Source organism: Kribbella sp. C-35, from assembly GCF_046549195.1.
GTDB lineage: Bacteria > Actinomycetota > Actinomycetes > Propionibacteriales > Kribbellaceae > Kribbella.
Genome location: NZ_JAJPWG010000003.1, coordinates 958571 through 982884, shown reverse-complemented (window position 1 = coordinate 982884; position 24314 = coordinate 958571). Strand labels below are relative to the sequence as shown.

Below are 24314 nucleotides of genomic sequence, written 5' to 3'. Positions count from 1 at the left end.
GAGACTGTGGCGGGTGAGTCCTAAGACGTTGTCGGATCTGGTGGCGCCGGACTGGGCTGAGGCGTTGGCTCCGGTCGAAGGCACTGTGACGCAGATGGGTGAGTTCCTCCGTGGGGAGATCACCGCAGGCCGGGCCTATCTGCCCGCCGGGGAGAACGTGCTGCGGGCGTTCCACCGGCCGCTGCAACAGGTGAAGGTGCTCGTCGTCGGGCAGGACCCGTACCCGACACCGGGTCACCCGGTCGGGCTCAGCTTCTCGGTGGCCCCCGACGTACGGCCGATTCCACGCAGCCTCGCGAACATCTACCGCGAGCTGATGGCGGACGTCGGCGTACCGGCGCCGTCCAACGGCGACCTGACTCCCTGGGCCGACCAGGGCGTGCTGATGCTCAACAGAGTGCTGACCGTGCAGCCGGGCAAGTCCGGTGCGCACCGCGGCAAGGGCTGGGAGATCGTCACCGAGCAGGCGATCCACGCGCTGGTGAACCGCGGCGGCCCGTTGGTCGCGATCCTCTGGGGCCGCGACGCCCAGACGCTCAAGCCGATGCTGGGCAGCACGCCGTACGTCGAGAGCGCGCACCCGAGCCCGATGTCCGCCGACCGCGGCTTCTTCGGCTCCCGCCCGTTCAGCCGCGTCAACGCTCTCCTGGCCGAGCAGGGCGCCGAGCCGGTCGACTGGCGCCTGCCCTAACCCCACTTTCCAGCAGTACGACGACGCGCCGGGCCCATGTGGTCACGGCGCGTTGTCATGTTTCGAAAGATTTGTTCGAATGATCCATTGCAGGATCGTTCAACAATCTCCTATGGTGAGCGGAATCGCCCTGTCCCTCCCGGGAGGAACCATGTGGGTTCTGCTCGCCATCGCGGTGGTGGTCGTCGGGTTCGCCCTCCGGATCAACTCGATGCTGGTCGTCACGGCGGCCGGTGTCGTGGCCGGCCTGATCGGCGGATTGTCTCCGGTCAAGATCCTGAACGCGTTCGGCGACGGCTTCGCCGGCAGCCGGTCCGTCACCGTCTTCATCGTCACGCTGCCCGTCATCGGGCTGATCGAGCGCTACGGCCTGCAACACCAGGCCCGCAAGCTGATCGGCAAGCTCAAGGTCGTCACGACCGGCCGCTTGCTGGCTATCTACCTGCTGATCCGGCAAGGCACCGCGGCCCTCGGCCTGACCAGCATCGGCGGTCCCGCGCAGGCGGTCCGGCCGCTCATCCACCCGATGGCCGCCGGCGCCGCGGAACGCCGCTACGGCAAGCTGCCGGAGAAGCTCCAGGAGAAGATCAAGGGCTTCGCGGCCAGCGCCGACACCATCGGGCTGTTCTTCGGTGAGGACATCTTCGTCGCGATCGGCTCGATCCTGCTGATCACCGGCTTCGTCGACACGACGTACGGCCTGCACCTGGAGGCGATCGACATCGCGCTCTGGGCGATCCCGACCGGTATCTGTGCGCTGCTCATCCACGGCACCCGGCTGCTGCTCCTCGATCGCCAGCTGGACAAGCTCGCGGCCGAGGACAAGGCCGCCGCGAAGGAGGCCGCGCGATGATCAAGGTCGAGTGGTTCTACTGGCTGTGCGGCATCTTCTTCGTCCTGATCGCGCTGCAGGTGCTCAACGACCGCAGCAACCCGAAGCGGGTCGGCAGCGCGGCGTTCTGGGGCATCCTCGGCCTCTCGTTCGGCTACGGCACGTTCGTGGTGAACAAGCAGGCGCCGTCCTGGCTGCTCGGGATCGCGGTGATCGGCCTGGCGGTCCTGGCCGGCTCGGGCTTCCCAGGCAAGGGCCAGGAGCGTACGACGACACCCGCCGAGCGCGTGCACTTCGCCGACCGGTTCGGCAACAAGCTGTTCCTGCCGGCGTTGGTGATCCCGGTGGTCGCGGCGATCTTCGGGGCCTGGCTCGCGAAGGTGAAACTTGGCGACGGCAAGCTGCTGCTGCAGACCGGATCCGCCACGATCATCGGGCTCGGCGTCGCGTCGATCCTCGCACTGGTCGTCGGCATGGTGCTCCTCAAGCCGAAGAACCCGGGTGTCCCACTGCATGAGGGCCGGCGACTGCTCGAGCACATCGGCTGGGCGGCGATCCTGCCGCAGATGCTCGCCACACTCGGCCTGCTTTTCAACACATCCGGCGTCGGCAAGGCCGTCGGCCGGGTCACGGATCACCTGGTACCGAAGGGCTCGTTGATCGCCGCGGTCGCGCTGTACTGCATCGGTATGGCGATCTTCACGATCATCATGGGCAACGCGTTCGCCGCGTTCCCGGTGATGACGGCCGCGGTCGGCTGGCCGCTGCTGGTGCAGCAGTTCGACGGCAACCCGGCGGTCGTGTTCGCAGTCGGCATGCTGGCCGGCTTCTGCGGCACCTTGTGCACGCCGATGGCGGCCAACTTCAACCTGGTGCCGGCAGCACTGCTGGAGATGAAGGACCAGTACGGGCCGATCAAGGCGCAGATCCCGACCGCGATCCCGCTGCTGGGCTGCAACATCCTGATCATGTATTTCTTCGCATTCTAAGGAGTTCCATGAAGTACGCCGCCGCCTGGGCAGACATCGCCTGCGAGGTGCTCGAGACGCCGTACCCGTACGGCACGGCCCACGCGTCGAAGGGCCCGGACGACGTCGACGTGACCCCGGATCGCCTGCACCCGGCGTTCCACGGTTCGTACGACTGGCACTCCAGCGCACACATGCAGTGGTCCCTGGTCCGGTTGCTGACGCTGGCGCCGGACCAGGTCGGCCGCCGCCCGATCGAGGTCCTCGACCAGCGCTTGACGCCCGAAGCGATCGCCACCGAGGCCGCGTATCTGCGGGAGCGGCCGTCGTACGAACGCCCGTACGGCTGGGCCTGGGCGGCCATGCTGGTCGCCGCCACCCGGAAGACCCAGTGGGCAGACGCACTCACTCCGCTCGGCGATGTGATCGCAGACCTCGTCCTCGCCTGGTTGCCGAAGCAGGCGTACCCGGTGCGGCACGGCGTACACCTCAACTCGGCGTTCGCTCTCGCCTTGCTCCACGAGGCGTACGGCGAGCTGGGTCGCGCTGATGTAGTGGAGGCGATCCGGGCTCGCGCACTGCAGTGGTTCGGCAGCGACACGGCGTACGACACTCGGTTCGAGCCGTCGGGAACCGACTTCTTGTCACCCGCGCTGTCCGAGGCGGAGTTGATGCGCCGGGTGCTGCTGGACGCCGAGTTCGTCAGCTGGCTGTCCGCGTTCCTCCCGGGACTGGGTGGAGACGCGCATCAGCATCTGCTCGAGGTGCCGGTGACCGACGACTCAGGCGACGGGCAGTTGGCGCACCTGTCCGGTCTGGCGCTGAGTAGGGCATGGCAGCTGCGGACGATCGCGCCGGCGCTGCCGGATGTGGCCGACGTACTGCGGGCTGGTGCGGACCGTCAGGTCGACGCGGTGCTGCCGACGGTCACCGACGGGGACTTCATGTCGACGCACTGGCTGGTGTCGTTCGCCCTCCTGGCCGACCAGGCGTAGACGTACCAGTCCAGCTACGCCAGAGCTGCGCATAGCGACCACCGCTTGCCAGCAACGCCTCATGCGTCCCTGACTCGGCCACTCGCCCATGGTCGAGTACGACGATCCGGTCCGCCTGCTCAGCTTGAGTCAACCGATGTGCGACGACGAGCGTGGTCCGTCCGGTCGTGGCCGCCGCACTGGCACGCTCAAGCTCACGCGCACCGGCACTACCCGCCTCAGCCGTCGCTTCGTCCAGTACGGCGACCGGCGGGTCAGCAAGCACCAGTCTGGCGAAGGCGAGCTGCTGCGCCTGCGCACCTGTCAACGGATGGCCACTCTCCCCCACGACGGTGTCCAGCCCGTCCGGCAGCGCACGTACCCACGCCAACGCCCCGACGCGGTCCAGGGCTGCTTCCACATCGGCCGCCGCCGACCGAGGACACGCCAGCTGCACATCCTCCAGCAGCGTTCCGGAGAAGACATGCACCTCTTGGCTGAGCAGAGCGACCTGTGCGCGCGTCCGGTCCTCACCCAGGTCACGGATGTCGACGCCACCGAGCTTCACAACACCGGCCGACGGCGCGAGAACACCAGCCGCGATCGCCGCCAACGTGGTCTTCCCAGCACCACTCGCACCGACCAGTGCGACCCGTTCTCCTGGCTCCAGCCGCAACGAGACTTCAGTGAGGACCTCAGGACCGTCGTAGTGGTGGGTGATGTGGCGCAGTTCCAGTGACGCGTCAGCCGGGTCTGGGCTCGCGGGTGGCTCCGGAGCCGGCTCGATCTCCAGTACGCCGGCCAGCCGCGACATCCCGGCCGCGGCCGTCTGGATCTGGTCGAACTCCATCAGTACGACGTTCACCGGGTTGAACAACCGGTGGAAGTACAGGGCTGCCGCCGTCACCGCACCGACGCTCACCGAGTCCTCCCGGACCAGGTAGAACCCGGTGACCAGGATCGCCGTGAGCCCGGTGAACTCGGCATGGTTGATCCGCGACGAGAAGAAGCTGAACAAGCGGAACACCGTGATCGAGATGTCCCGCGCCGTACCGGAGGTCTCCCCGATGGTCGCGAGCTGCCGATCCTCCAGCCGGTACGCCCGGACCGTCGCGCTGCCCCGCAGCGACGCGATGATCGCCTCGGACCGCTCGCCCATCGCCACCCGTTCCTGCTTGTAGTACGGCGCGGACCGCCGCAGGTACCACCGCAGCGCCAGGTAGTACATGGGTACGGCGAGCAGACCGGCCAGACCGAGCCGCCAGTCGAGCGCGAACATCCCGCCGACAGTCAGCACGATCGTCAACGCCGCACCGAGTACCGACGGCCCGACCTCGGTCAGTGCGGACGCCACCGACGCCACATCGTCACCGACCCGCGAGAGCAGGTCACCGGTACGCACCTTCTCCAGCACCGGCGCGGGCAGTTGCAGCACCCGGTCGAGGACCTGCTCACGGATCCGCGCCAGCACGGTCTCACCGACCCGTGCCACCAGCGTCACGCCGAGAGCCGTCAGTACGCCGGCCAACACCGCCGCCAGCCCGATCAGCACGACCACGCGCACAATGGCCGACTTGTCGCCGATGTTGTCAATCAGCACACCTAGTGCCCACGGCGCGACCAGACCGGCCGTGCTGGCACCCGTGATCACCACAGCCGCGACAATCGACAGCACCGGCAGCCGCCGTAGCTCTCGCCACAGAACGGCCCACGTCGCGCGCGGGCCCGCGATCGGCAACAGGTTCATCGCAGGACCGCCTCCTGGTAGGCCGGGTCTGACGCGGCCAGCTCGGAGTGGATGCCCTCAGCAACCACCGACCCGTCGGCGATGACGACCACGCGGTCCATCTTTCCCAGCAGTGCTGGACTGCTCGTCAACACCATCGTGGTCCGGCCGGCCCGCTCATCGGCAAGTCCCTCCGCCAGCAACTCCTCGGTCACGGCGTCCACGGCCGTACTCGGATCGTGCAGCACTAGCAGTGGTGGCTCAGCCAGCAGCGCACGCGCCAGTCCGAGCCGCTGCCGCTGGCCGCCGGACAACGTCTGCCCCCGGTCGGCCAACGGCCGGTCGAGTTCTTCGATCAGGTCGGCCGCACCGGCAGCCGTCATCACGCGCTCCAGCCCTGCGTCCGCAAGGAGGTTGCTGCGCAGCGATCCCTCGAACAGGTCCGTCTCGTGCTGCTCCAGCAACACGGTCCGGCGTACCGCATCGACGTCCAGCTCTTCGAGACGAGTGCCACCGACCAGCACTGAGCCGGTGTGCTCAGGTGCGCGGCCACCAACCACCGCGAGCAGGGCGCCGTTCGTCGACGCAGCGCGCAGTGTGGCCCGCAGCGTCGCCTGACTCGATCGCCGGTACCGCGCGGCCGCGTTGTGCTGCGCTCCGATCCCCCGCAACGTCCGCAGCCCGCTGACCAGATCAGTCGCCAGTGCGGTCGTCTGAGCGACCGCCTCCTGCTGGCTCGACGTACGACGTGTCAGCAACGGCGACAGCGCCTGAATCCCCAGCACCAGCAGCGGTACGCCGATCAGCACCCCGAGCCCCAGCGGTACGTCGACCAAGAGCAACGACACCGACGACACGATCAACGCCGTACACGCCGCCGCTCCCATCGAGACGGCCCGCATGACCAGCGCAGCCTTCTCGGCGTCCGAGGTGGCGATCGACAACAGCTCCCCGGACCGCAGCCCGGTCCGGTGACCACGTGGGTCCAGCACGCGCTGCGCGATCTCCAGCCGGAGCAGGTGCGTCTCGTACTCGATCGCCCACACCACCTGGCGCGCACCGGTCTTCCAGGCATTCGACAGTACGGCGAACAGCACGACCATCATCAGCACGCACCAGAGCAGCGGCTGGACCCGGCCGGTCGCCACCGCGCGGTCCACGAAGAACCCGATCGCGACCGGCACCGCCGCCTCGGTCGCCTGGTGCAACGACAGCACCAGCACCCCCGCCACCATGCGGCCCCGATGCCGCCGAATCGCCCGCCTCAACAGCTCCCCAGTGGACATAGTTAGGCAACCCTAACTCAATCGCAGTGATTGACACCCGAGCCCGTCCGCCGTACGGTCTCGGGCTAATAGGAAACTTTCCTAACAGTTGAGATCACCAGCGCGGCGAGTACCCGCGGGCGGCGAAGGGAGGCAGGGTTGGCTCATGGCAACAACACCCGGAACGCCGCGCCTGCTGCGCGCGATGAACGACCGCGCCGCCCTGGACCTGCTGCTCAGCCAGGGCCCGCTCTCCCGCACCACGCTGGGCAACCTGACCGGGCTGTCCAAGCCGACCGCGTCCCAGCTGCTCGCGCGGCTGGAGGCCGCCCACCTGGTCCGCCCGAGCGGCACCACGGCGGGCCGTCCCGGTCCGAATGCGCAGCTGTACGAGATCAACGGCGGCATCGCGTACGTCGGCGGGCTGGACGTCACGCCGGCCCGGATCCGTGCCGCGGTCGCCGACCTGACCGGCACGGTGGTCGGCCACTACGAGCTGGCGACCCCGGGCCGCAGCGCCAAGGGCACGGTCGACCGGGTCGTCAAGGCGATCGAGGGCGCGGCCGGCGAGGCGGGCCTGAGCCGTGAGCGCCTGCACCGGGTCTCGATCGGCACACCTGGCGGTTTCGACCCGACGACCGGCCGGCTGCGGTACGCGACCCACCTGCCCGGTTGGCACGCCCCGCACCTGCTCGAGGAGCTGGCGGCGGCGATCGCCGTACCGCTCGAGGTCGAGAACGACGTCAACCTGGCCGCGATCGCGGAGCAACGGGTCGGCCACGCCCAGGAGCACGACAACTTCGTGCTGCTCTGGGGCGAGGAAGGCATCGGCGCCGCGATCGTCATCAACGGCCGCCTGCACCGCGGCGCGACCGGCGGCGCCGGTGAGGTGGCGTTCCTGCCACTTCCGGGTACGCCGCTGGTCCGCAACGTCGGCCGCAACAACGCCGGCGGTTTCCAGGAACTCGCCGGCGGCGAACCGGTCCTGGAGCTCGCCCGTGCGCACGGCCTCAAGGCCCGTACGCCGGAGGCCGCGATCGCGACCGCGCTCCAGACCGAGGGCGCGGGCGACGCCGTACTGAACGAGTTCGCGCACCGGCTCGCGGTCGGCCTGGCCGCGATCGTCGCGGTCGTCGACCCGGAGCTGATCGTGCTGGCCGGTGGCGTGATCACCGCGGGCGGCGAACGCCTGCGCGGCCTGGTCCAGGACGAGCTCGCCGATCTCGCCGTACCGCGGCCGCAGCTGTTGATGACCGCGATCAGCACCGACCCCGTGCTCTCCGGAGCACTGCAGTCCGCCCTGAGCACCACCCGCGACGAGGTCTTCGACACGGCGGGTCCACCAATTACCTAGTAGGAGCCTGCAGCGTGAAACTCACAGTCGTTGGTGGCGGATCCACCTACACGCCAGAGCTCGTCGACGGGTTCGCGCGGTTGCGGGACACGTTGCCGGTGTCGGAACTGGTGCTGGTCGACCCGATGGCCGACCGGCTCGAACTGGTCGGCGGTCTGGCGCGGCGCATCTTCGCGAAACAAGGACATGCCGGCCGGGTGATCACCACGTCCGACCTGGACGCGGGGATCGACGGCGCGGACGCCGTACTGCTGCAGCTGCGCGTCGGTGGGCAGGCTGCACGCAACGAGGACGAGACATGGCCGCTGGAGTGCGGTTGCGTCGGTCAGGAGACCACAGGTGCCGGCGGTCTCGCGAAGGCGCTGCGGACGGTACCTGTCGTGCTGGACATTGCCGAGCGAGTACGGCGTACCAACCCGAACGCGTGGATCATTGACTTCACCAACCCGGTCGGGATCGTGACGCGGGCCCTGCTGTCCCACGGGCACAAGGCTGTCGGGCTGTGCAACGTGGCTATCGGGTTCCAGCGCCGGTTCGCCGCGATGCTGGGAGTCACGCCGGAGGAGGTGTCGCTCGACCACGTCGGGCTGAACCACCTCACCTGGGAGCGCGGGGTCCGCGTCAACGGGGACGACATGCTGCCTCAATTGCTTTCCAAGCACCTGGGCGAGCTGTCGGATGACCTGCACCTCCCGCCGGACCTGGTGCGACAGCTGGGCGTCGTGCCGTCGTACTACCTGCGCTACTACTACGCACACGACGCCGTGGTGCAGGAGCTGCTGACAAAGCCGTCCCGAGCCGCTGAGGTCGCTGCACTCGAGAAAGAGCTGCTGGACATGTACGCCGACCCGCAGCTCGACGAGAAGCCCGCACTACTCGAGAAGCGCGGCGGCGCGTACTACTCGGAGGCAGCCGTCGCACTCGCATCCTCTCTGCTGAACGACACCGGCGACGTGCAGGTCGTGAACACTCTCAACAACGGCACCTTCCCGTTCCTGCCTGATGACGCTGTCATCGAAGTACCGGCCACGGTCAACGCACAGGGCACGAAGCCGGAGCCGGTGTCCCCACTGGAGCCCTTGTACGCCGGACTGGTCGCCCACGTAACGGCGTACGAGGACCTGGCCTTGGAGGCTGCCGTGAAGGGCGGATCCGAGCGTGTGTTCCAAGCTCTGCTGGCGCATCCCCTGGTCGGGCAGATCTCCATCGCACAGGAGCTGACGGACAAGCTGCTGGCGCACAACAAGGACTACCTCCCGTGGGCGCGCTAGTCCCAGGCGGTGTTCTCGCCTTCGACGCCGGCAACAGCAAGACCGACGTCGCTCTCGTCGCAGCCGACGGGACAGTACTCGGTACGGCGCGTGGCGGCGGGTTCGAACCGCAGCGGATCGGCGCCGCGGCCGCTGTGGACGGACTGGAGCCACTGGTCCGAGCCGCGGCGGCGGCGGCCGGGCTGCGCGTTGGCGACGTACCGCTGGTGCAGCAGATCTCGGCGTGCCTGGCCAACGCCGACCTGCCCATCGAGGTCGAGCAACTGACCGCTGTCTTCGAGGACCGCGGCTGGGCCGAGTCGGTGTACGTCACCAACGACACCTTCGCGCTACTGCGCTCCGGAGTGGACGAGCCGCGTGGTGTCGCTGTCGTGTGCGGCGCGGGCATCAACTGCTCCGGAATGCTGCCGGACGGGCGGACCGCACGATTCCCGGCACTTGGGAAGCTGACCGGCGACTGGGGCGGTGGCGCACAGCTGGCCGAGGAGGCGTTCTGGTCGGCGTCGCGAGCCGACGACGGTCGTGGTCCGGCCACCGCACTGCTCACCGCATTGCCGATGCACTACGGACGGCCGTCGCTGACCGCGGTGATCGAGGCGTTCCATCTCGGTGAGCTGCCGGCCGAGCGGCAGTTGGAGGCGGCGCCGGTGCTGTTCCAGGTCGCGGCCGCCGGCGACGTCGTTGCCCTGGGCATCATTCAGCAGCAGGCCGAGGAGATCGTCGCGATGGCCCTGAGTGCGTTGCGGCGGCTCGACCTGCTCGGCGAACGGGTCACCGTGGTCCTCGGCGGCGGCGTGCTGACGGCAGGACACTCGGTCCTTCTCGACCGGGTCACGAAACTGCTCGCCGACGTTGCCCCGAAGGCGATCCCGCGCGTGGTCGACGTACCGCCGGTCGTTGGCGCGGCCCTGCTCGGTCTTGACCATACGGCCGCTGGAACGAGCGCTCAGGAACGGTTACGCGCCGCGTTCGCTCCGCCACCGGCTGCTTGATATTGCAGACCTGTTTCATTGGAGTCCGATGCAAACTCCCGAGTGCGGTGTGGCGTCCCATCAGTAGGACCACATCCACTCGGGAGGTCGATGATGATTCGCAGGATCATTGGTCTAGGTAGTACGACAGCACTCGCGGTCACCGCACCGCTGCTTCTCACCGGCGCCACGCCGGCCAACGCCGGCACCACCGCTAGTTGCAGCAAACTGGCATCCGCAACCAACATCTCGGCGGCCACGTACGCCGACCGGCTCGTCCGGGCGTGGGGTAGCGGTGCCACCGCGACCGCCAACTGCTACGCGACGACAGCGACCGCGCGCACGCTCTACGGACAGGCTCTGCCCGGAGGGATCCACTGGCGGCGCGTCTCCACCGAAGGCGCCGCGGGGACGATCTACGTGACGTACCACGACGACGCACGCGGCGGGAACCTCACGATCGGCGTACAGAACGTCGGCCTGCGCGCGGCGGACGGCTGGCACGCGGCGTACGCCGCGAAGTTCAGCGGTGAACCGAAGGCGTGGAACGCGGTGCAGTGGTCGGACAATCTCGTCCGGGCCTGGGGACGCGGCGACGCGAAGTGGACGGCGTACTACGCGACGCCGACCGCCGTACGGGAGCTGCACAAGGTCGCCGCGAAGGGCGGACCGCACTGGACCCGGATCGCGACCGAAGGCGCGGCCGGTACGACGTTCGTGACTTACCGGAACGACGTCACCCGGCACACGCTGGTGATCGGGGTGTCGAATATGGGCCTGTCACAGGGCGACGCACACGCGGCGTACACGGTGCGGTACCACTGACCGCCTTGAGCTCGACCTGTTTCGGTGTAATCATGATTACATGAGTACGCAGACCGAGCAGGAGAAGGTGCGGGGCTGGCTGACCGGACGGTTGCCGGGCGACTGGTTCGAGGGTGAGACCGAGCTGGAGATCGACCGGGACGAGATCCTGATCGTCGGCCGGATCCCCGCACCCGAGCAGAACAAGGACGTGAGCGCGGCCGAGCGCTCCGCCGCCGAGGACGGCCGGATCAAGCAGTTCCGCGAGGACACCCGCGAGCGCCGGATCGAGATCGCCCGCGAACTCGAGCACGCCACCCGCCGGAAGGTCGCCTGGGGTGTGCGCTGCGGCGAGACCCGTACCGTCTTCACCTCGCTGTCCGCGCCGGTCATGACCCGCCTCCGCCAGCCCGAACGCCAGGTCCTCGACACCCTCGTCGACGCCGGCGTGGCCCGCTCCCGCAGCGACGCCCTCGGCTGGTGCGTCAAACTCGTCGCCCAGCACAGCGAGACCTGGCTGGCCGACCTCCGCGACGCCATGACCAAGGTCGAAGAGGTCCGCAAGGCCGGCCCCGACAACAACTAACAGGTGCCCACCTACAACGGGTTCGAGGGAAAGGGTCCGGCTCGCGATCTGCAGCTCGACAGGTAGAGCACCGGTGAGACGCTGTACGCGCGGGCACGTTCACGCTCAGGTGCACTAGCCGGCCACCTGACACATCCTGTCCAGCTGCACACCAGCGGGCGGCAACCCTGTTGGATTGCCGCCCGCCTGAGGAGAAACCAGAGCTGCTCGGTTACTGGCCCTGCTGCCAGTTGCCGTTCTGCGGGGTGCCGTTGGACCAGGTGCCGGGCGCACTGTGCGCGGCCGGGTGCTGCTCGGGCTGGGTCGGCATGGGCTGCGTGGGCGTGGGCTGGGTGGGCTGCTGGTAGCCGCCCTCGTAGTTGCCCTGGTAGCCGCCCTGCTGCGGGTACGCCGCCGTACCGTTGTCCATGCCGTTCTGCGCGGCCGGCTTGACCATCTTGTCCTTGTCGAACAGGTTGCCCAGGGCCCGGCCGGCCATCTCGCGGCCCCCGAGGCCGAAAGCGAGACCGAGAGCCAGCGCGGCGCCCGCGAGGACGATCAGCAGCGTGTTGCCGGTGAGCTGGACCGCCACACCGAGCTGGGTCAGCGCGGCGAACGCGGCGTACACGAGGACGGCGTACCGGGCCACCTTGGCCAGGGTCTCGTTGCCGGTCGCACCGCGGATGACCGCGGCCAGGAAGTTGGCGAACAGCGCCGCCAGGCAGACGATCACGATCGCGGCGAAGATCCGCGGGATGTAGCCGAGCATGTCGCTCATGAAGTTCGAGATCTCCGGTACGCCGAGTGCGGAGGCGAACATCGTGAAGCTGATCAGGAAGACGAACCAGAACACGACCTTGCCCAGCATCGCCGAAGCGGTCAGCCCCGTGCCCGACCGTTGCAGCACACCGGAGACGCCGGCCCGTTCCATCCAGCCGTCGAAGCCGACCTTGCCGAGCAGCCGGCCGACGAGATTGCCGAGAACCTTGGCGACGAAGTAGCCGACGACCAGGATGACCAGGCCGCCCAGCAGGTTCGGGATGAACGACAGCAGTTTGCTGAACGCATCCTCGAACGGCTGAGTGAAGTCGATAGCTAACGCTGACATCGGATGTTCCTTCCGGACTGGGCCCGCATCCGCTGTCGGCACATGCCTGCACCAACCCCGGCACGGGCGGATGCAGTGGTGTCCAGTATCACTCGTACCCTCAGATGCCTTGGGCAAACAGCGTTCCAGGCGCGGCGGGCAACGAAAAGTGTTTGCATAAGGCAATCACCGTGGCGGTACTTCGGTGCTTACCCTGCCGACTGAACCGCTTCAGGCGTTTGCGATCCTGTACGCATGAACGATGTCGTGATCCGCCGCGCCACCGCTTCCGACGTCGCCGCGATCGTCGCGATGATCGCCGACGACCAGCTCGGCGCCACCCGCGAGTCGCTCGACGACCTGACGCCGTACCTGGCGGCGTTCGAGCAGATCGATGCCGACCCCAACCAGCTGCTGGTAGTTGCTGATCGCAACGACGAGGTGATCGGCACGCTCCAGCTCACGATCATCCCCGGCCTGTCCCGGCGCGGCTCCACCCGCGGCCTGATCGAGGCCGTCCGCGTCGCCGCCCCCGCCCGCGGCTCCGGCCTCGGCACCACCCTCGTCCAGTGGGCCGTCGAAGAATCCCGCACCCGCGGCTGCACCCTCGTCCAACTCACCTCGGACAAGTCCCGCACCAACGCCCACCGCTTCTACACGAACCTGGGTTTCGCCAACACCCACGAGGGCTTCAAGCTCAAACTCCGGTAACACTGCCCGCCGGCGCCGCCCAGGTGTTGCAGCCGCTCGGGCCCTTCGCCTTGAACGCCTGCCGCAACCACCGGTCGAAGTTGACCATGTCGTCGTCGCGCCGGTCGTACCCTGGGTGGCCGTAGTGCTCGAGCCGCTCACCCCGGATCCGGAACGTCTCCCGGTTGGCGCCGAAGAACGCCGCCGCGAAACAGTGCGCCTGCATCTCGCTGCGGTTCTCCTCCACCTTCTCCTGCGCTGCATCCCGAGCCGAGGAGTAGCGCTCGCCGTACTGGTCCAGGATGCCCGTCAATTCCTGCACATGGTGGCCGTACTCGTGCGCGATCAGCCACTGCACCGACGCCCGCGTGGCTTCCTGAGACGCTCCCTCGACGACGTACTCCGGCCAGTTGAAGTAGATGCCGTGGTTGGAGGAGCAGTAGAGACCGTAGTACTCCTTGTCCATCACCGTGCAGTCCGTTTTCGTTCCCGCCGGCGACGAGTACACGGCGGACGGCCGGACGAAGTCGAATCCCGCGCGGGTGATCACCGGGGCCCAAGCCCTGTCCAAGCAGGCCACAAAGGCGTTCGCGTAGCGGATCATCGCCTGCTTGTTCGCCAGCTTCGCTGTCGGCAGCGAGCAACTGACCGCCGCAATCTGCCCCGACCTGTACATCTGGTTATCGAGCAAAAACCCATCCTTGACCGGCTCCGGAGCCTGCACCACCCGCCCGACCGGCGCACGTACCGGAGCCGTGGTCGCAGTCGGAGTCGAGGTGGGGGTCGTCTCCGGCGCGGCAACCTGTCGAGTGCAGCCGGCGGCCAACACCACGGCGACGAACACCGCCACTACACATGCCGTACGACGCATCTCAGCTCACCCACTCCGCGGGTGCGACCCACGTGTTGCAGGCGGCCGGCGACTCGGCGCCGAAAGCGGCCGAGGCCCACTCGGCGTTGCTTTGGGGCGATCCGTGATCCCGTTCGGTCGCCGGCGGGTGGTCACCGTACGACGCCTCCGACCGGTACGCCTCGTACCTGGCGCCGTACAGGTCGAGCGAGGTCTGGTTGGCGCCGAGGAAGGCGGAGCCGAAGCAGGACGCCTGCAGTTCGTGGCGGCGCATCGGCTCGAGGTGAGCCGCGCCGGTGACCTCGCCCCATCGATCGTCGTAGTACGTCGAGATCCCGACGAGCTGCTGCACGTGGTGCCCGAACTCGTGCGCCATCGTGACCTGGGTGTACAGCTGCGCCGCCACGTGGCCGTACTCCTCCCAGTCGACGAGCTCGGCCCAGTCGAAGTAGATCCCTGAGTCCTCGGGGCAGTAGTACGCGTGGTCCTTCTTGGCGAAGGTGCCGCAGGCCGTCTTCGATCCCTCGCGGACGGCGTACACGGCCGACGTTCGGAACTTGACGCCCGCACGCACGACCACTGGCTTCCATGCTCGCTGCAGACAGCCCTGGAACGCGTTCAAGTACTGCTGCACCGCCTTCTGCGATCGCAACGCAACGTCCGGCAGTACGCACGCCACGGCCGGCACCTCTCCCGCCGAGTAGATCTTGTTGCGCACCAGCTGCTTCTGTCCCCGCTGGTTGTACGTCGGAGTCACCGGAGCCTTGCTCGGCACAACTCGCGGCTTCGGACTCACTTTCGGACTCGGTGTCGGACTCGGTGTCGGACTCGGTGTCGGACTCGGTGTCGGGCTCGGACTCGGCGTCGGTGTCACACTGGACGTCGCCGGGTCCGGAAGCGCTCCATCCGTCCGCTCGCACCCAGCGGTAAGTGCAACGAGCACGCCTGCGACCCCGACCAGAGCCGCCCGGCGCACGGTCAACTCACCTTGGCGGCGGGGGCGGTGAAGGTGTTGCAGAGTTTGGGGTCGGCGGATTTGAAGGCGGGTTCGGACCAGAGCCAGTGGTTCTTGCGGGAGCCGTGGTCGCGGATCTTCTTCGGGTTGTACTCGTCGCCGCTGTGCTGGGTCTGCCACTCCCAGAGCTCCAGCTTCCGGCCGCTCAGGCCGAGGGCCTTCCGGTTCGCGCCGAGGAAGGCCGCGCCGAAGCAGCTCGCCTGCAGCTCGGTACGCCGGCTCCACTCGAGTTCCTCGGCCTTCGTCTTCGCCCAGCCCTCGCGGGACCAGGAAGCGGTGAGCATCTCGGTGAGGTTCTGCACGTGGTGGCCGTACTCGTGCGCCATCGTGTCGATCATCCACACCCGTGCCGACAGCGGATCGTCCTTGTAGTCCTTGAGATCCGCCTTCCAGCTGACGTAGATGCTCTCGTCGGACGGGCAGTAGTACGCGACGTTCTTCTCACCGGTGCAGCTCGCGGCGGTGGTCTGGTTCGTCTGCAGCACCACCTTCGGCGAGCGGAACGGGTAGTGCGCCTTCTTCAGCACCGGCGCCCATGCCTTGTCCAGACAAGGCAGCAGAGCCCGGTAGTACCTGAGGATCGCCGACTGGGAGTCCGGCTTGATCGCCGGCTCCTTGCAGCTGACGCTCGCCACCTTGCCGGCGGCGTAGATCTCGTTCTGGCGGAGGCGGACGAGGTCCGGTACCACCGAGGCCGTGACGGTGACGGTGGGGTTGGGCGGGACCGGGAGCGGGGCCTGGGACTTCCGCACCGAGGGTTGGGCGAGGGGGTTTTCCACGTTGCCGTAGGAGTCGACGAGGCGGAAGCCGGCGATGGTGGCGCCGGTGAGCAGCAGGATGACCAGGATCGACAGGCCGGCGATGACCGGGCGGGAGTACTGGCGCGGCGGGGCGGCCGGTGGTGGTTCGGTCGTGAACTGGGCGCCGGAGCGGGACGGGTTCGAGTGCCAGCCGCTCGGGCGGGGGCCGCCGACGCGACGGGTGCCGGTCAGCGGTGTCAGCGGTACGCCGGTCTGCGGTGCGACGGGCGGGCCGCTGTACTCACTCGTCGTACCCGGTTCGGTCGGTAGCGGACGTGCCTTGCGGCGTACCGGGGTGTCGTCGAGCGACACCGAGCGGGCTCGGCCCAGGCCGCCGGGCTGCGCGCTCTTCAGGGTCAGCGGGCGTGTGCCGGCTGCCGGTTCACCGGACGCGAAGTGCCCGGGCCCCGGCACACCTTCCTCGGAGTCAGGCATCGATTGTTCCCATCTCGCTCAGCTGACCTTGGCGGATGCTGCGACGAAAGTGTTGCAGGAGCCGGGGTTGGTTGTCGCGAGGCCCTGGTTCATCCACAGCGCGAGGCTCTTGCTGGAACCGTGGTCGCGGACCTTGTCCTTGGTGAACTCGTCGCCGCGACGCTGGATCAGTCCGTTCCACTGCCGGAGCAGTTCGCCGCGCAACGGGAAGCTCGCCTTGGCCGCGCCGAAGAACACCGCGCCGAAGCAGTAGGCCTGCAGCGCGGCGCGCCGGTTCACCTCGAGCTGCGCGGTCTTGCTCGCCGCGGTGTCGGCGAGGTTGTCGGAGGCCTCGGCCATCCCGGTCAGGTTCTGCACGTGTACGCCGTACACGAAGCCGAAGGACTGCGCCATCTCCGCGCGCACCGCGGCCTTGTTCTTCGGGTAGTCCTCGACGATCGTCTGCCACGGCATCGTCGCGCTGCCGCCGTGCTCGTCCTGGCAGTACAGGGCGAGGTCCTGCTGGACGCCGCACGCTGTCTCGTCGCCGTCGTCGAAGATGATCAGGTTCGGGGACCGGAACTCGAACCCGGCCTTGGTGACGATCGGCTCCCAGGCCTTGTCCATGCACGCGGTCAGCGCCTGGTAGTACGAGCGGACGTTTTCCTTGGACGTCGGACGGAAGGCGGGTTCCGGGCAGTTCGCCGCGGCCAGCGCCCCGGCGGAGTAGATCGCGTTCTTGCCGACGATGTCGGTGTCCGGGGTGCCCTTGCCGACGGGTGGCTTGGTCGTCGGCCCGCCGCTCGGCTTCGCGGACGGCGTGCCGTTCGGGCTCGGCAGGTTGAAGCTGGGCGACGAGAGCACCTTGACCGCGAACGTCGCGCCGCCACCGAGGAACAGCAGCACCGCGGCGACCATCAGCGCGATGAGGCCCTTGGACCGCTTCTTCGGCACGAACGGCACCGGCTCCGGGTGGAACACCTCCCGGTACGCCGCGGCGGCGCGGTCGTCGGCCGGCGGCGGGCCGAGCCGGCTGCCGGAAAGCGTCGTACGGCGGGAGTCGATCCGGGACCCGCTCAACTGCGGCGGTGTCGGCGGTGCTTCCCCACCGAGCCGCGGCGTGGGTGCCGCCAACGGTGCGCCCGACGGCGCCGCCGACGGTGCGGAAACCCCCGGTTTCCGGTCGTCGCTCGAGATCTGGTCACCGTCGCCGCCCGGCAGGAAGTGCCCAGGCTTGGGTGCCGGCTTGTCCGCCATAACTTCCCGCTTCTCCCCAGTACCGGTCATCGCCGGTCCCACCCCGATGCATCAGAAGGGCCGGAACACCCCCAGTGCCGGCCGCCGGATGATATTACGGCCTGGACCGCCACCCGGTGAACCGGATTGCAGCTATTGACATCATTCCGCGACTCGCCCGGAACCGGCCGGATACACACCGTGTTCAGTCGACTACGCGGCCGTGGGCGAGGAAGTGCGGGCTGGCGGCTCGGAGGTTGGGGTCGGATTCGACATGGCGGGCGAGGAGGACGGCGGACGGGAGGAGGGTTTCGATGGTGCCGGGAGCGGCGTTCTCGAGGATGTTGCTGGCGGGGCCCTCGACGCCGAGGACCTCTACGTCGGTGAGGCCGGCGGTGGTGAGTTCGGTGGCGAGTTCGTCGGCGTGGTGGAAGTAGGCGACAGTGAAGCCGCTGGAGCCGTCGATGCTGCCGGACGCGAAGGCGTCGAGGAACAGGGGCAGTCGCTCCTCGGTGAGGGTGCCGTTGCTGCCGGCCTCGAGCAGGCCGCCGTACCGATTGATGCCCGCGGCGACCACCACCCCACCGGGACGCGTCACCCGTACCGCCTCCGCCAACGCCCGCGCACGATCTGCCGCATCGACCAGGTGGTAGAGCGGACCGAGCAGCAGCGTCACGTCCACGCTCGCATCCGCCTGCTGGAGCGCCCGCGCATCGCCCTCCTCCGCCGCGAAGGTTCCGACCGTCGCCGCCTGCTCCACATGCTCCGGAACCGGATCCACCAGCGTGACCCGATGCCCGTCCGCCGCAAGCCATCGCGCATGGACGCCAGTCGCACCACCGACATCCAGTACGTCGGACGCGGGCGGCAGCCAGCGCCGCAGCAACTCCTGGGTACGCAGGAACTCGAGCCGGCCGTGCCCGCGGACGACCAGCCGATCGTCCTCGACGTACCGGTCCCGATAGAAGGAGCGAATCACCGGATCAAGTTCAGTCATCCCCTCACTGTGCTCGACAAAAATCCCAGGCACATCCCGTTTTGATCTCGCTACCCTGTGCCAGTGGCGGACCTGAAGCACGACGACTACCCGCGGGCCAACGAGTACGACGCGAACTGGATCCTGGCCGGGGACATGGGCCCGAATCCCCTGTGGTTGCTGGAGGATCTCGCCCGTGACCTCGATCTGCGGCCGGGGATGCGGGTGCTCGACCTCGGTTCCGGCAAGGGCGCCACCGCGGTCTTCCTGGCGAAGGAGTACGGCGTACAGGTCTGGGCCGCCGACCTGTGGGTAGACCCCACGGACGCGGCCGCCAACATCGGCAACCCGGACGTCGTGACCCTGAAGGCGGAGGCCCATACACTGCCGTTCGCGAAAGGGTTCTTCGACGCGATCGTCTGCGTCGACGCGTACGAGTACTTCGGCACCGCGGACAACTACCTGCCCTACATCACGAGCTTCCTCAAACCCGGCGGGCAGCTCGGCGTCGCGACACCGGCGATGACCCAGGAGGTCCGCGAGCTCGGCCACATCCCGGAGCACATCAAGAAAATGGTCGGCTGGGAGGCGCTCGCCTGGCACACCGCGGACTGGTGGCGGTTCCAGTGGGAGATCACCGAACTCGTCGACGTCACCGCCGCGCGCCTGCAGGAGAACGGCTGGTCCGACTGGATCAAGTGGTCCCGCGCGCTCTCGGAGTACCGCGGCGAACGCGACGGCCACCTCGACATGCTCGAGGCCGACAACGGCCAATACCTGACCTTCGCCATCCTCGCCGCCCGCAAGCACTAGGCCGCCTGGCATGCTGGGGGCATGAGTTGGGCTGTCTATGCGATGCGCGGGCCAGGAGGCGTACGGCGCCTTGACGATATTCCGGTGGACTACGAGCCGCCGGCCGTCGGTTTGGCGACCGACGTGGTGGACAAGGTCCGGGAAGTGGTGCCGGACGTGGACACGAGCAAACCGTCCTGGCTGGCGCTGCGAAGTCCGGAGTACGACGTCGAGATGACGATCGGCAAGGGCGTCGAGGTCCGCGACATCACCTTCTACCTGAACGACGGCCCGCGGTCGATCCCGATCGTGATGGAGATCAGCCGCCTCCTCGGCGTCACGCCGTACGACACCGAATCCGGCAACTTCCTCACCGAGGAGTCCCGCCCCCCGGTCCCACCGCCGATGGAGCCCGACGAAATCAAGATGAACAAACCCAAGTGGTGGAAATTCGGCCGCAAGTAGCGCCACTGGCGGGAGGTTAGCTGGTGGTGACCAGGGTGCCGATTTTGTTGATTCGGTGTTCGGGGTTGCCTAGTTCGTCGTGCCAGTAGTTGCCGGCTGCGTGGTCTTCGAGGGTGGCGCAGGTGGAGATGGTGAGCATCGGCTGGGTCGGCGTGGCGCCGGGGTTTCCGGGTACGGCGGCGTTCTGTTGGGCCTTCTCGGCGGGCTTTCGGAAGGAGATCGTCATCGTCCGGGTGATCACGTAGTCGTACACCGTTCCGCCGGCCCTGATCAGGACGTGGTCGCCGTTCTTCAACTCCGGCGCGCGCACCAGCGGTCGTCCGTGGCTGACGCGGTGGCCGGTCACGATGAAGTTCCCGATCTCGCCGGGTCCGACGCCGCCGGCGCTGCCACGGGGGCTCGCCGCGACGCCGCGGTCCTGGATCCGGGTGCCTGGCCGGTCGTCGGCGGTGCCGGTGTAGGCGACGACCCGCAGGTTCCGCACGCCGATCGCGGGGATCGACATACTCACCGGCCCGGACACGGTAGGCGTCTGGCGGGGCGTGGGCGAGGGGATCGGGCGGGTCGTGGTGCGGGTGGGCGAGGGGGTCGCGGCGGGTCCTGTGGGTGAGGTTGGGCTGGTTCGGTTGGATGGCACGGCTGAGCCACTGGTCGGAGCCGTGTCGCTGCATCCGGCCAGCGCCGCCAACACGACGAGAGCGCCCACCAGCCTCACACCTCAACGCTAAACGCCCCGACCGAAAGAGACCCGAAAACCGCCTCCCCTCGTTCAGTGCCGGCTGGGGAGGATTTCATGCCCTTTCGGGCACAAGATCCTCCCCAAGTCCTGGGGATCAGGTCAGGATGGTGAGTTCGGTGGGGCCTAGGCGGAGTACGCCGGAGGTCAGTGGGGTTGCGCGGATGCCGCCGTGCCCGCGCAATGCCTTCATCGCACCGGGGGCCAGGACCTCGTCCATCCACGCGCACGGGTTCGCCGGGCGGTTCGCCTGGAACATGATCGACCCGAGGGTGAAGCGACGGCCGAGTACGCGGGTGCCGTCGGCGGCGCGGTGGGCGGCGAGTTCGTCGATCGGGAAGCCACGCAGGGCGATGTTGCGCCGGGTGAGGTGCGGGTCCAGCGGCGCGTCCAGGTCGAGGCGGCGCTCGACCTCGTCGAGGGAGGCGGCGTCGATGAGGGTGACGGCGGCGTCCTTGTGGATTGCTTGGGCGTAGTAGCGGTCGCCGACGATGCCGAGGCCTGCGCGGACCTCGATCTCGGTGCGCGCGACCGGTTCGGGGTCGGGGCGCGGGCCGTCCTGCGGGCGTCCTTCGTAGGCGTGTTCGCGGGAGACGACCAGGGCGACGAGTTCGACTCTCATGGTTCAGCCCCAGGTGAGCGGGTCGAGGAGGCGGAAGAAGTACAGGCGGCGCGGGTCCGGGTTCGGTACGCCGTACGCCTGGTGGAACGGCGCCGGGTCGGCGGACCACTCGTCGTGGAGCTGGATCGTGGTGAGCGCGAGGTCGCTGTACCGGTCGGCGATTCCGAGGCGTCCGAGGTCGATGAGGCCGGTGACTTCGAGGGTGTCGGGGTCGAAGAAGATGTTCGGCAGGCAGGCGTCGCCGTGACAGACGACCGGGTCCAGCACGCTCTCGACATAGGGGCGCTCGGCAACCACTTGGGCGAGCAGCTCGGTCGGCTGCAGCCGGCGCCATTCGTCGGTGAGGTATGCCGGGTTCACAGCACCACGCCGTACGACGTCAGCCGCCGTCGCGATCACGTCCGCCAGCGGCCGCTCGAACGGGCAGTCGGTGAGCGAATGCAGCTCACGCAGGATCGCCCCGAGCCGCCGCATCGCACGATCGCGGGACGCCGGCGGGAGACTGTCCCCAGGAACCCCCGCCACCGCCGAAGTAACCAAACACGCCCCACCCGAGGCAGACTCGAGCCAGTCCATGACTGTTGCGCCGGGGAAGCCTGTTGCTGCGAACCAGGTGATGCGGTCGCGCTCGGCGGCCAGGTCGGCGATGCCGGATGGCGCGCAGCACTTGGCGAAGGTGTTGGCCAGGCGGTAGACAGACGTGTCGGATTCGCCGATGTCGACCGGCTCCCAGTCGTCAGACGGCGGCGCGTGCAAGGCGTTCCCTGGTGTGGTTGAGGATCGCGGTCACCGGACGCCCGGTCACCAGCTTGCCGTCAGCAACGAACCCTTCCTCGCGCCCGGTCAGGTCCTGGATCAACCGCGACCGCCACAACGCCCGAAGCTCGGGCTCGGACTGCACCAGGTTCCGCAACTCCCCCGGATCCTCGACGAGATCGAACAACTGCTCCACGCCAAGCGAAGAACCCCAGACGTACTTGATCTTCCCGTCCGTCACCCACTGGATCGACTGCCCGAAATGCAGATGCTCACCGTGCAACCACTCCCGCACCGGCACCGACTCGCCACGCAGGAACGGCGCCAGCGACACCCCGTCCACCGACGACGGGATCGGCACCCCAGCGAGATCCAGCAATGTAGGCATCACGTCCCGCAACTCGACCACTTGATCCACGACCCCGCCGCGCACAGCACCATCGGCCGCAGCGCGATCCGCAACGATGAACGGCACCCGCGCCGATCCCTCGTACGGCACCGACTTCCGGAACATCCGGTGGTCTCCCATCATCTCGCCGTGGTCGGACGTGAACGCGATGATCGTGTCGTCGTACACCCCGAAGTCGACGAGCGCCTCACGGATCCGGTTGATCTGCAGGTCGATCTGCGCCATCAGCCCGTAGTACCCGGCCCGCGCGCGATGCACGACGCGATCCGGCAGGTCCCCGATCGCCGCCTGATAGTCCCCGTCCCGCCGGAACTCGTCCCAGTCGTCCTCCCAATCACCCAGACGACGTTCGTACGGCGGCAACGCGTTGTACTGGTCGTAGGCCCACGCCGGCGGGTCGTACGGCGGATGCGGCCGATGGAACGACAAGTACAGAAAGAACGGCCGCGTCGGATCCCGCCGGTACAGCCGGTCGATCGTCTGCGTGCCGATCCAGTGCGTCGGATGCAACTCCTCCGCCTTGTCCCACGGCCGCGCGACCACCGAGTTGCAGTTCACCCCGTGGTCGAAGTACTCCGCGTCCGGCGAGACGCCCGGCTGCCGCCGCAACCACGGCACATAGTCGTCGAAGAACCCGAACTGCTGCCGGTAAGCACGCCGCGAGTGGTGCAGGAACCCGTCATGCAGGATCACGTCGTCGAACCCGAGCCGCGCCCGCTCCGGCCACACGTGCATCTTCCCGATCGCCTGCGTGTGGTACCCCGCCCGCCGGAATTCACCCTGCACCGTCACCGGATGCGCCGCGTCGAACGGTACGCCGTCCGTGTACCCGACGCGCCCGTGCCGCTCCTGCGACTGCCCGGTGAACAACGCCACCCGAGCCGGAACACACGTCGGCGTCGCGGAGTACCCACGGCTGAACCGCACCCCGTTCCGCGCCAGTTCGTCCAGATGCGGCGTCTCGACGTACGGATGACCGGCGCACGACATCGCGTCACCCCGCCACTCGTCGACACAGATCAGTACGACGTTAGGCCTCAAGAAGACTCCCGGACGATCAGTTGCCAGGGGAAGTCGAACACCTCACCGGGTGCGCCCTCCCGGTCGGTCAGCCTGCTCACGATGATCCGGGCGAGCGCCTCGTTGAACCCGACCGGTCCGACGGTGGACAGTGACGGGTCCAGGTGCTCGCCTTCGGGCGTGTTCCCGACCCCCACGATCGCCAGATCCCCCGGTACGTCGATGCGCAGCCGGTGCGCCGCCCGGACGGCCGCGATCGCTGCGAAATCGGTGGTGCAGTAGAGCCCGGTCGGCCGATCGGGCTTGGACAGCAGCGCCATCGCGGCCCGGTACGCGCCCTCCGGGTGCTGCTCGAAGACCTCGATGTGGTCGCTGCTAATCGGCTTGCCGGCTGCGCGCAACGTGTTGACATAGGCATCGAAACGCGCGAATCCCGTGATCCGCGAGGTGAGTGCGCCGACCCGGTCGTGGTGCTCCAGCAGATGCTCCACCGCGAGGTGACAGCGCGGCTCGGCGCCGGACCGGATCACGTCGAAGCCCTGCGGTTCCAGGGTTTCGCTGAACGCCACGATCTGCACGCCCTGCGCCGCGAACGCCTCCAGCTCGGCGATCTGTTCCGGGTCCGGTTTGATGCTGTCGATGAAGATCACGTCCGGCGTCCGGTTGGACAGCACGGTCCGCCAGTCGCCGTCCGCGACGATCAGCGCGGTCTTTCCGAGCGGGCTCACCGCCGCACTGACCGTGGCCGCGACCGCCTGCGACCACGGGTCCGCGAGCACGTTCAGCGAGAGCAGTACGAGATCGGACTTGCCGGTCCGGATTGCGCGGGCCGCATCGTTGCGCCGGTACCCCAAGCGCGACGCGGCCTCGCGGACCCGGTCCGCGGTCGAGTCCTTGATCGTGTGGCTGCGGTGCCGTCCGGACAGCACGTACGACACGGTCGCGACGGAGACACCGGCCTCCTTCGCCACCATCCGCAGCGTCGGCCGCTCAGCCAAAGGTGAGGACATATATCGATTCTTGCA

General features: G+C 68.3%; 25 protein-coding genes. 12 read left to right on the top strand and 13 right to left on the bottom strand.

The features are described from left to right. Positions 1-13: 13 nt before the first annotated feature. From ACLJOO_RS24630 to ACLJOO_RS24615, 4 genes are all read left to right on the top strand, one after another. A complete protein-coding gene (locus ACLJOO_RS24630; RefSeq protein ID WP_410789727.1) occupies positions 14-691 on the top strand; it encodes a uracil-DNA glycosylase in 678 nt (225 codons plus the stop codon). A 151-nt stretch (positions 692-842) separates the two neighbouring features. Then, positions 843-1544: a DUF969 domain-containing protein gene (locus tag ACLJOO_RS24625; RefSeq protein WP_410789726.1), complete on the top strand. Its 702-nt coding sequence runs from the start codon at positions 843-845 to the stop codon at positions 1542-1544. Then, a complete protein-coding gene (locus ACLJOO_RS24620; RefSeq protein ID WP_410789725.1) occupies positions 1541-2512 on the top strand; it encodes a DUF979 domain-containing protein in 972 nt (323 codons plus the stop codon). The genes ACLJOO_RS24625 and ACLJOO_RS24620 overlap by 4 nt, the downstream gene beginning before the upstream one ends. Positions 2513-2520: 8 nt before the next feature. Further along, entirely contained in the window at positions 2521-3486 is a 966-nt protein-coding gene (locus ACLJOO_RS24615; protein ID WP_410789724.1) for a DUF2891 domain-containing protein, read from the top strand. Here ACLJOO_RS24615 and ACLJOO_RS24610 read toward each other — a convergent pair. Beyond that, positions 3434-5212 carry an ABC transporter ATP-binding protein gene (locus tag ACLJOO_RS24610; RefSeq protein ID WP_410789723.1) on the bottom strand — a complete coding sequence of 593 codons (1779 nt, stop codon included), beginning with the start codon at positions 5210-5212 and terminating at the stop codon, positions 3434-3436. The two genes, ACLJOO_RS24615 and ACLJOO_RS24610, sit on opposite strands and share 53 nt — an antisense overlap. Further along, positions 5209-6477: an ABC transporter transmembrane domain-containing protein gene (locus ACLJOO_RS24605; RefSeq protein WP_410789722.1), complete on the bottom strand. Its 1269-nt coding sequence runs from the start codon at positions 6475-6477 to the stop codon at positions 5209-5211. The genes ACLJOO_RS24610 and ACLJOO_RS24605 overlap by 4 nt, the downstream gene beginning before the upstream one ends. Before the next feature lie 145 nt (positions 6478-6622). On the opposite strand from ACLJOO_RS24605, the gene ACLJOO_RS24600 reads away from it, so the two are divergent. The 5 genes from ACLJOO_RS24600 (at position 6623) to ACLJOO_RS24580 (ending at position 11442) form a co-directional block, all read left to right on the top strand. Beyond that, the gene (locus ACLJOO_RS24600) at positions 6623-7810 is read left to right on the top strand and encodes an ROK family protein (protein ID WP_410789721.1); all 1188 of its coding nucleotides are present in this window, start codon (positions 6623-6625) and stop codon (positions 7808-7810) included. 14 nt (positions 7811-7824) lie between these two features. After that, positions 7825-9081: a 6-phospho-beta-glucosidase gene (locus ACLJOO_RS24595; RefSeq protein WP_410789720.1), complete on the top strand. Its 1257-nt coding sequence runs from the start codon at positions 7825-7827 to the stop codon at positions 9079-9081. Beyond that, the gene (locus tag ACLJOO_RS24590) at positions 9069-10073 is read left to right on the top strand and encodes an N-acetylglucosamine kinase (protein WP_410789719.1); all 1005 of its coding nucleotides are present in this window, start codon (positions 9069-9071) and stop codon (positions 10071-10073) included. The genes ACLJOO_RS24595 and ACLJOO_RS24590 overlap by 13 nt, the downstream gene beginning before the upstream one ends. 90 nt (positions 10074-10163) lie before the next feature. Next, complete coding sequence (locus ACLJOO_RS24585; protein WP_410789718.1) at positions 10164-10877, top strand: hypothetical protein; 714 nt, start codon at positions 10164-10166, stop codon at positions 10875-10877. A gap of 40 nt (positions 10878-10917) precedes the next feature. After that, a complete protein-coding gene (locus ACLJOO_RS24580; RefSeq protein ID WP_410789717.1) occupies positions 10918-11442 on the top strand; it encodes a hypothetical protein in 525 nt (174 codons plus the stop codon). Positions 11443-11653: 211 nt separating this feature from the next. Here ACLJOO_RS24580 and ACLJOO_RS24575 read toward each other — a convergent pair whose 3' ends face one another. Further along, complete coding sequence (locus tag ACLJOO_RS24575) at positions 11654-12529, bottom strand: mechanosensitive ion channel family protein (RefSeq protein ID WP_410789716.1); 876 nt, start codon at positions 12527-12529, stop codon at positions 11654-11656. A 234-nt stretch (positions 12530-12763) separates the two neighbouring features. Between ACLJOO_RS24575 and ACLJOO_RS24570 the strand changes: the two genes are divergently transcribed. Further along, positions 12764-13219 (top strand): GNAT family N-acetyltransferase, encoded by a 456-nt coding sequence (locus tag ACLJOO_RS24570; RefSeq protein ID WP_410789715.1) that lies wholly within the window; start codon positions 12764-12766, stop codon positions 13217-13219. Here ACLJOO_RS24570 and ACLJOO_RS24565 read toward each other — a convergent pair. The 5 genes from ACLJOO_RS24565 to ACLJOO_RS24545 form a co-directional block, all read right to left on the bottom strand. Continuing rightward, on the bottom strand, positions 13206-13874 hold the full coding sequence (locus ACLJOO_RS24565) for a neutral zinc metallopeptidase (protein WP_410789714.1): 669 nt from the start codon (positions 13872-13874) through the stop codon (positions 13206-13208). The two genes, ACLJOO_RS24570 and ACLJOO_RS24565, sit on opposite strands and share 14 nt — an antisense overlap. 196 nt (positions 13875-14070) lie before the next feature. Next, positions 14071-14823: a neutral zinc metallopeptidase gene (locus tag ACLJOO_RS24560; protein ID WP_410789713.1), complete on the bottom strand. Its 753-nt coding sequence runs from the start codon at positions 14821-14823 to the stop codon at positions 14071-14073. 203 nt (positions 14824-15026) lie between these two features. Beyond that, positions 15027-16298: a neutral zinc metallopeptidase gene (locus ACLJOO_RS24555; RefSeq protein ID WP_410789711.1), complete on the bottom strand. Its 1272-nt coding sequence runs from the start codon at positions 16296-16298 to the stop codon at positions 15027-15029. Positions 16299-16316: 18 nt separating this feature from the next. Continuing rightward, positions 16317-17564 (bottom strand): neutral zinc metallopeptidase, encoded by a 1248-nt coding sequence (locus ACLJOO_RS24550; protein ID WP_410789709.1) that lies wholly within the window; start codon positions 17562-17564, stop codon positions 16317-16319. 154 nt (positions 17565-17718) lie between these two features. Continuing rightward, positions 17719-18510, bottom strand: a complete 792-nt coding sequence (locus ACLJOO_RS24545) for a class I SAM-dependent methyltransferase (RefSeq protein WP_410789707.1) — start codon at positions 18508-18510, stop codon at positions 17719-17721. Positions 18511-18573: 63 nt separating this feature from the next. Between ACLJOO_RS24545 and ACLJOO_RS24540 the strand changes: the two genes are divergently transcribed. Both ACLJOO_RS24540 and ACLJOO_RS24535 read left to right on the top strand, forming a co-directional pair. Then, complete coding sequence (locus tag ACLJOO_RS24540; RefSeq protein WP_410789705.1) at positions 18574-19302, top strand: SAM-dependent methyltransferase; 729 nt, start codon at positions 18574-18576, stop codon at positions 19300-19302. A gap of 21 nt (positions 19303-19323) precedes the next feature. Beyond that, positions 19324-19746 (top strand): hypothetical protein, encoded by a 423-nt coding sequence (locus ACLJOO_RS24535; protein WP_410789703.1) that lies wholly within the window; start codon positions 19324-19326, stop codon positions 19744-19746. Between the two features lie 16 nt (positions 19747-19762). Here ACLJOO_RS24535 and ACLJOO_RS24530 read toward each other — a convergent pair whose 3' ends face one another. From ACLJOO_RS24530 to ACLJOO_RS24510, 5 genes are all read right to left on the bottom strand, one after another. Then, on the bottom strand, positions 19763-20251 hold the full coding sequence (locus ACLJOO_RS24530; protein ID WP_410789960.1) for a class E sortase: 489 nt from the start codon (positions 20249-20251) through the stop codon (positions 19763-19765). 328 nt (positions 20252-20579) lie between these two features. Further along, positions 20580-21104, bottom strand: coding sequence for an MOSC domain-containing protein (locus ACLJOO_RS24525; protein ID WP_410789701.1), 525 nt, complete (start codon positions 21102-21104; stop codon positions 20580-20582). A 3-nt stretch (positions 21105-21107) separates the two neighbouring features. Beyond that, positions 21108-21860, bottom strand: a complete 753-nt coding sequence (locus tag ACLJOO_RS24520; protein ID WP_410789699.1) for a phosphotransferase — start codon at positions 21858-21860, stop codon at positions 21108-21110. After that, complete coding sequence (locus ACLJOO_RS24515; protein WP_410789697.1) at positions 21841-23310, bottom strand: arylsulfatase; 1470 nt, start codon at positions 23308-23310, stop codon at positions 21841-21843. The genes ACLJOO_RS24520 and ACLJOO_RS24515 overlap by 20 nt, the downstream gene beginning before the upstream one ends. After that, positions 23307-24299 carry a LacI family DNA-binding transcriptional regulator gene (locus ACLJOO_RS24510; protein ID WP_410789695.1) on the bottom strand — a complete coding sequence of 331 codons (993 nt, stop codon included), beginning with the start codon at positions 24297-24299 and terminating at the stop codon, positions 23307-23309. Before ACLJOO_RS24510 ends, ACLJOO_RS24515 begins: the two co-directional genes overlap by 4 nt. Positions 24300-24314: the final 15 nt, after the last annotated feature.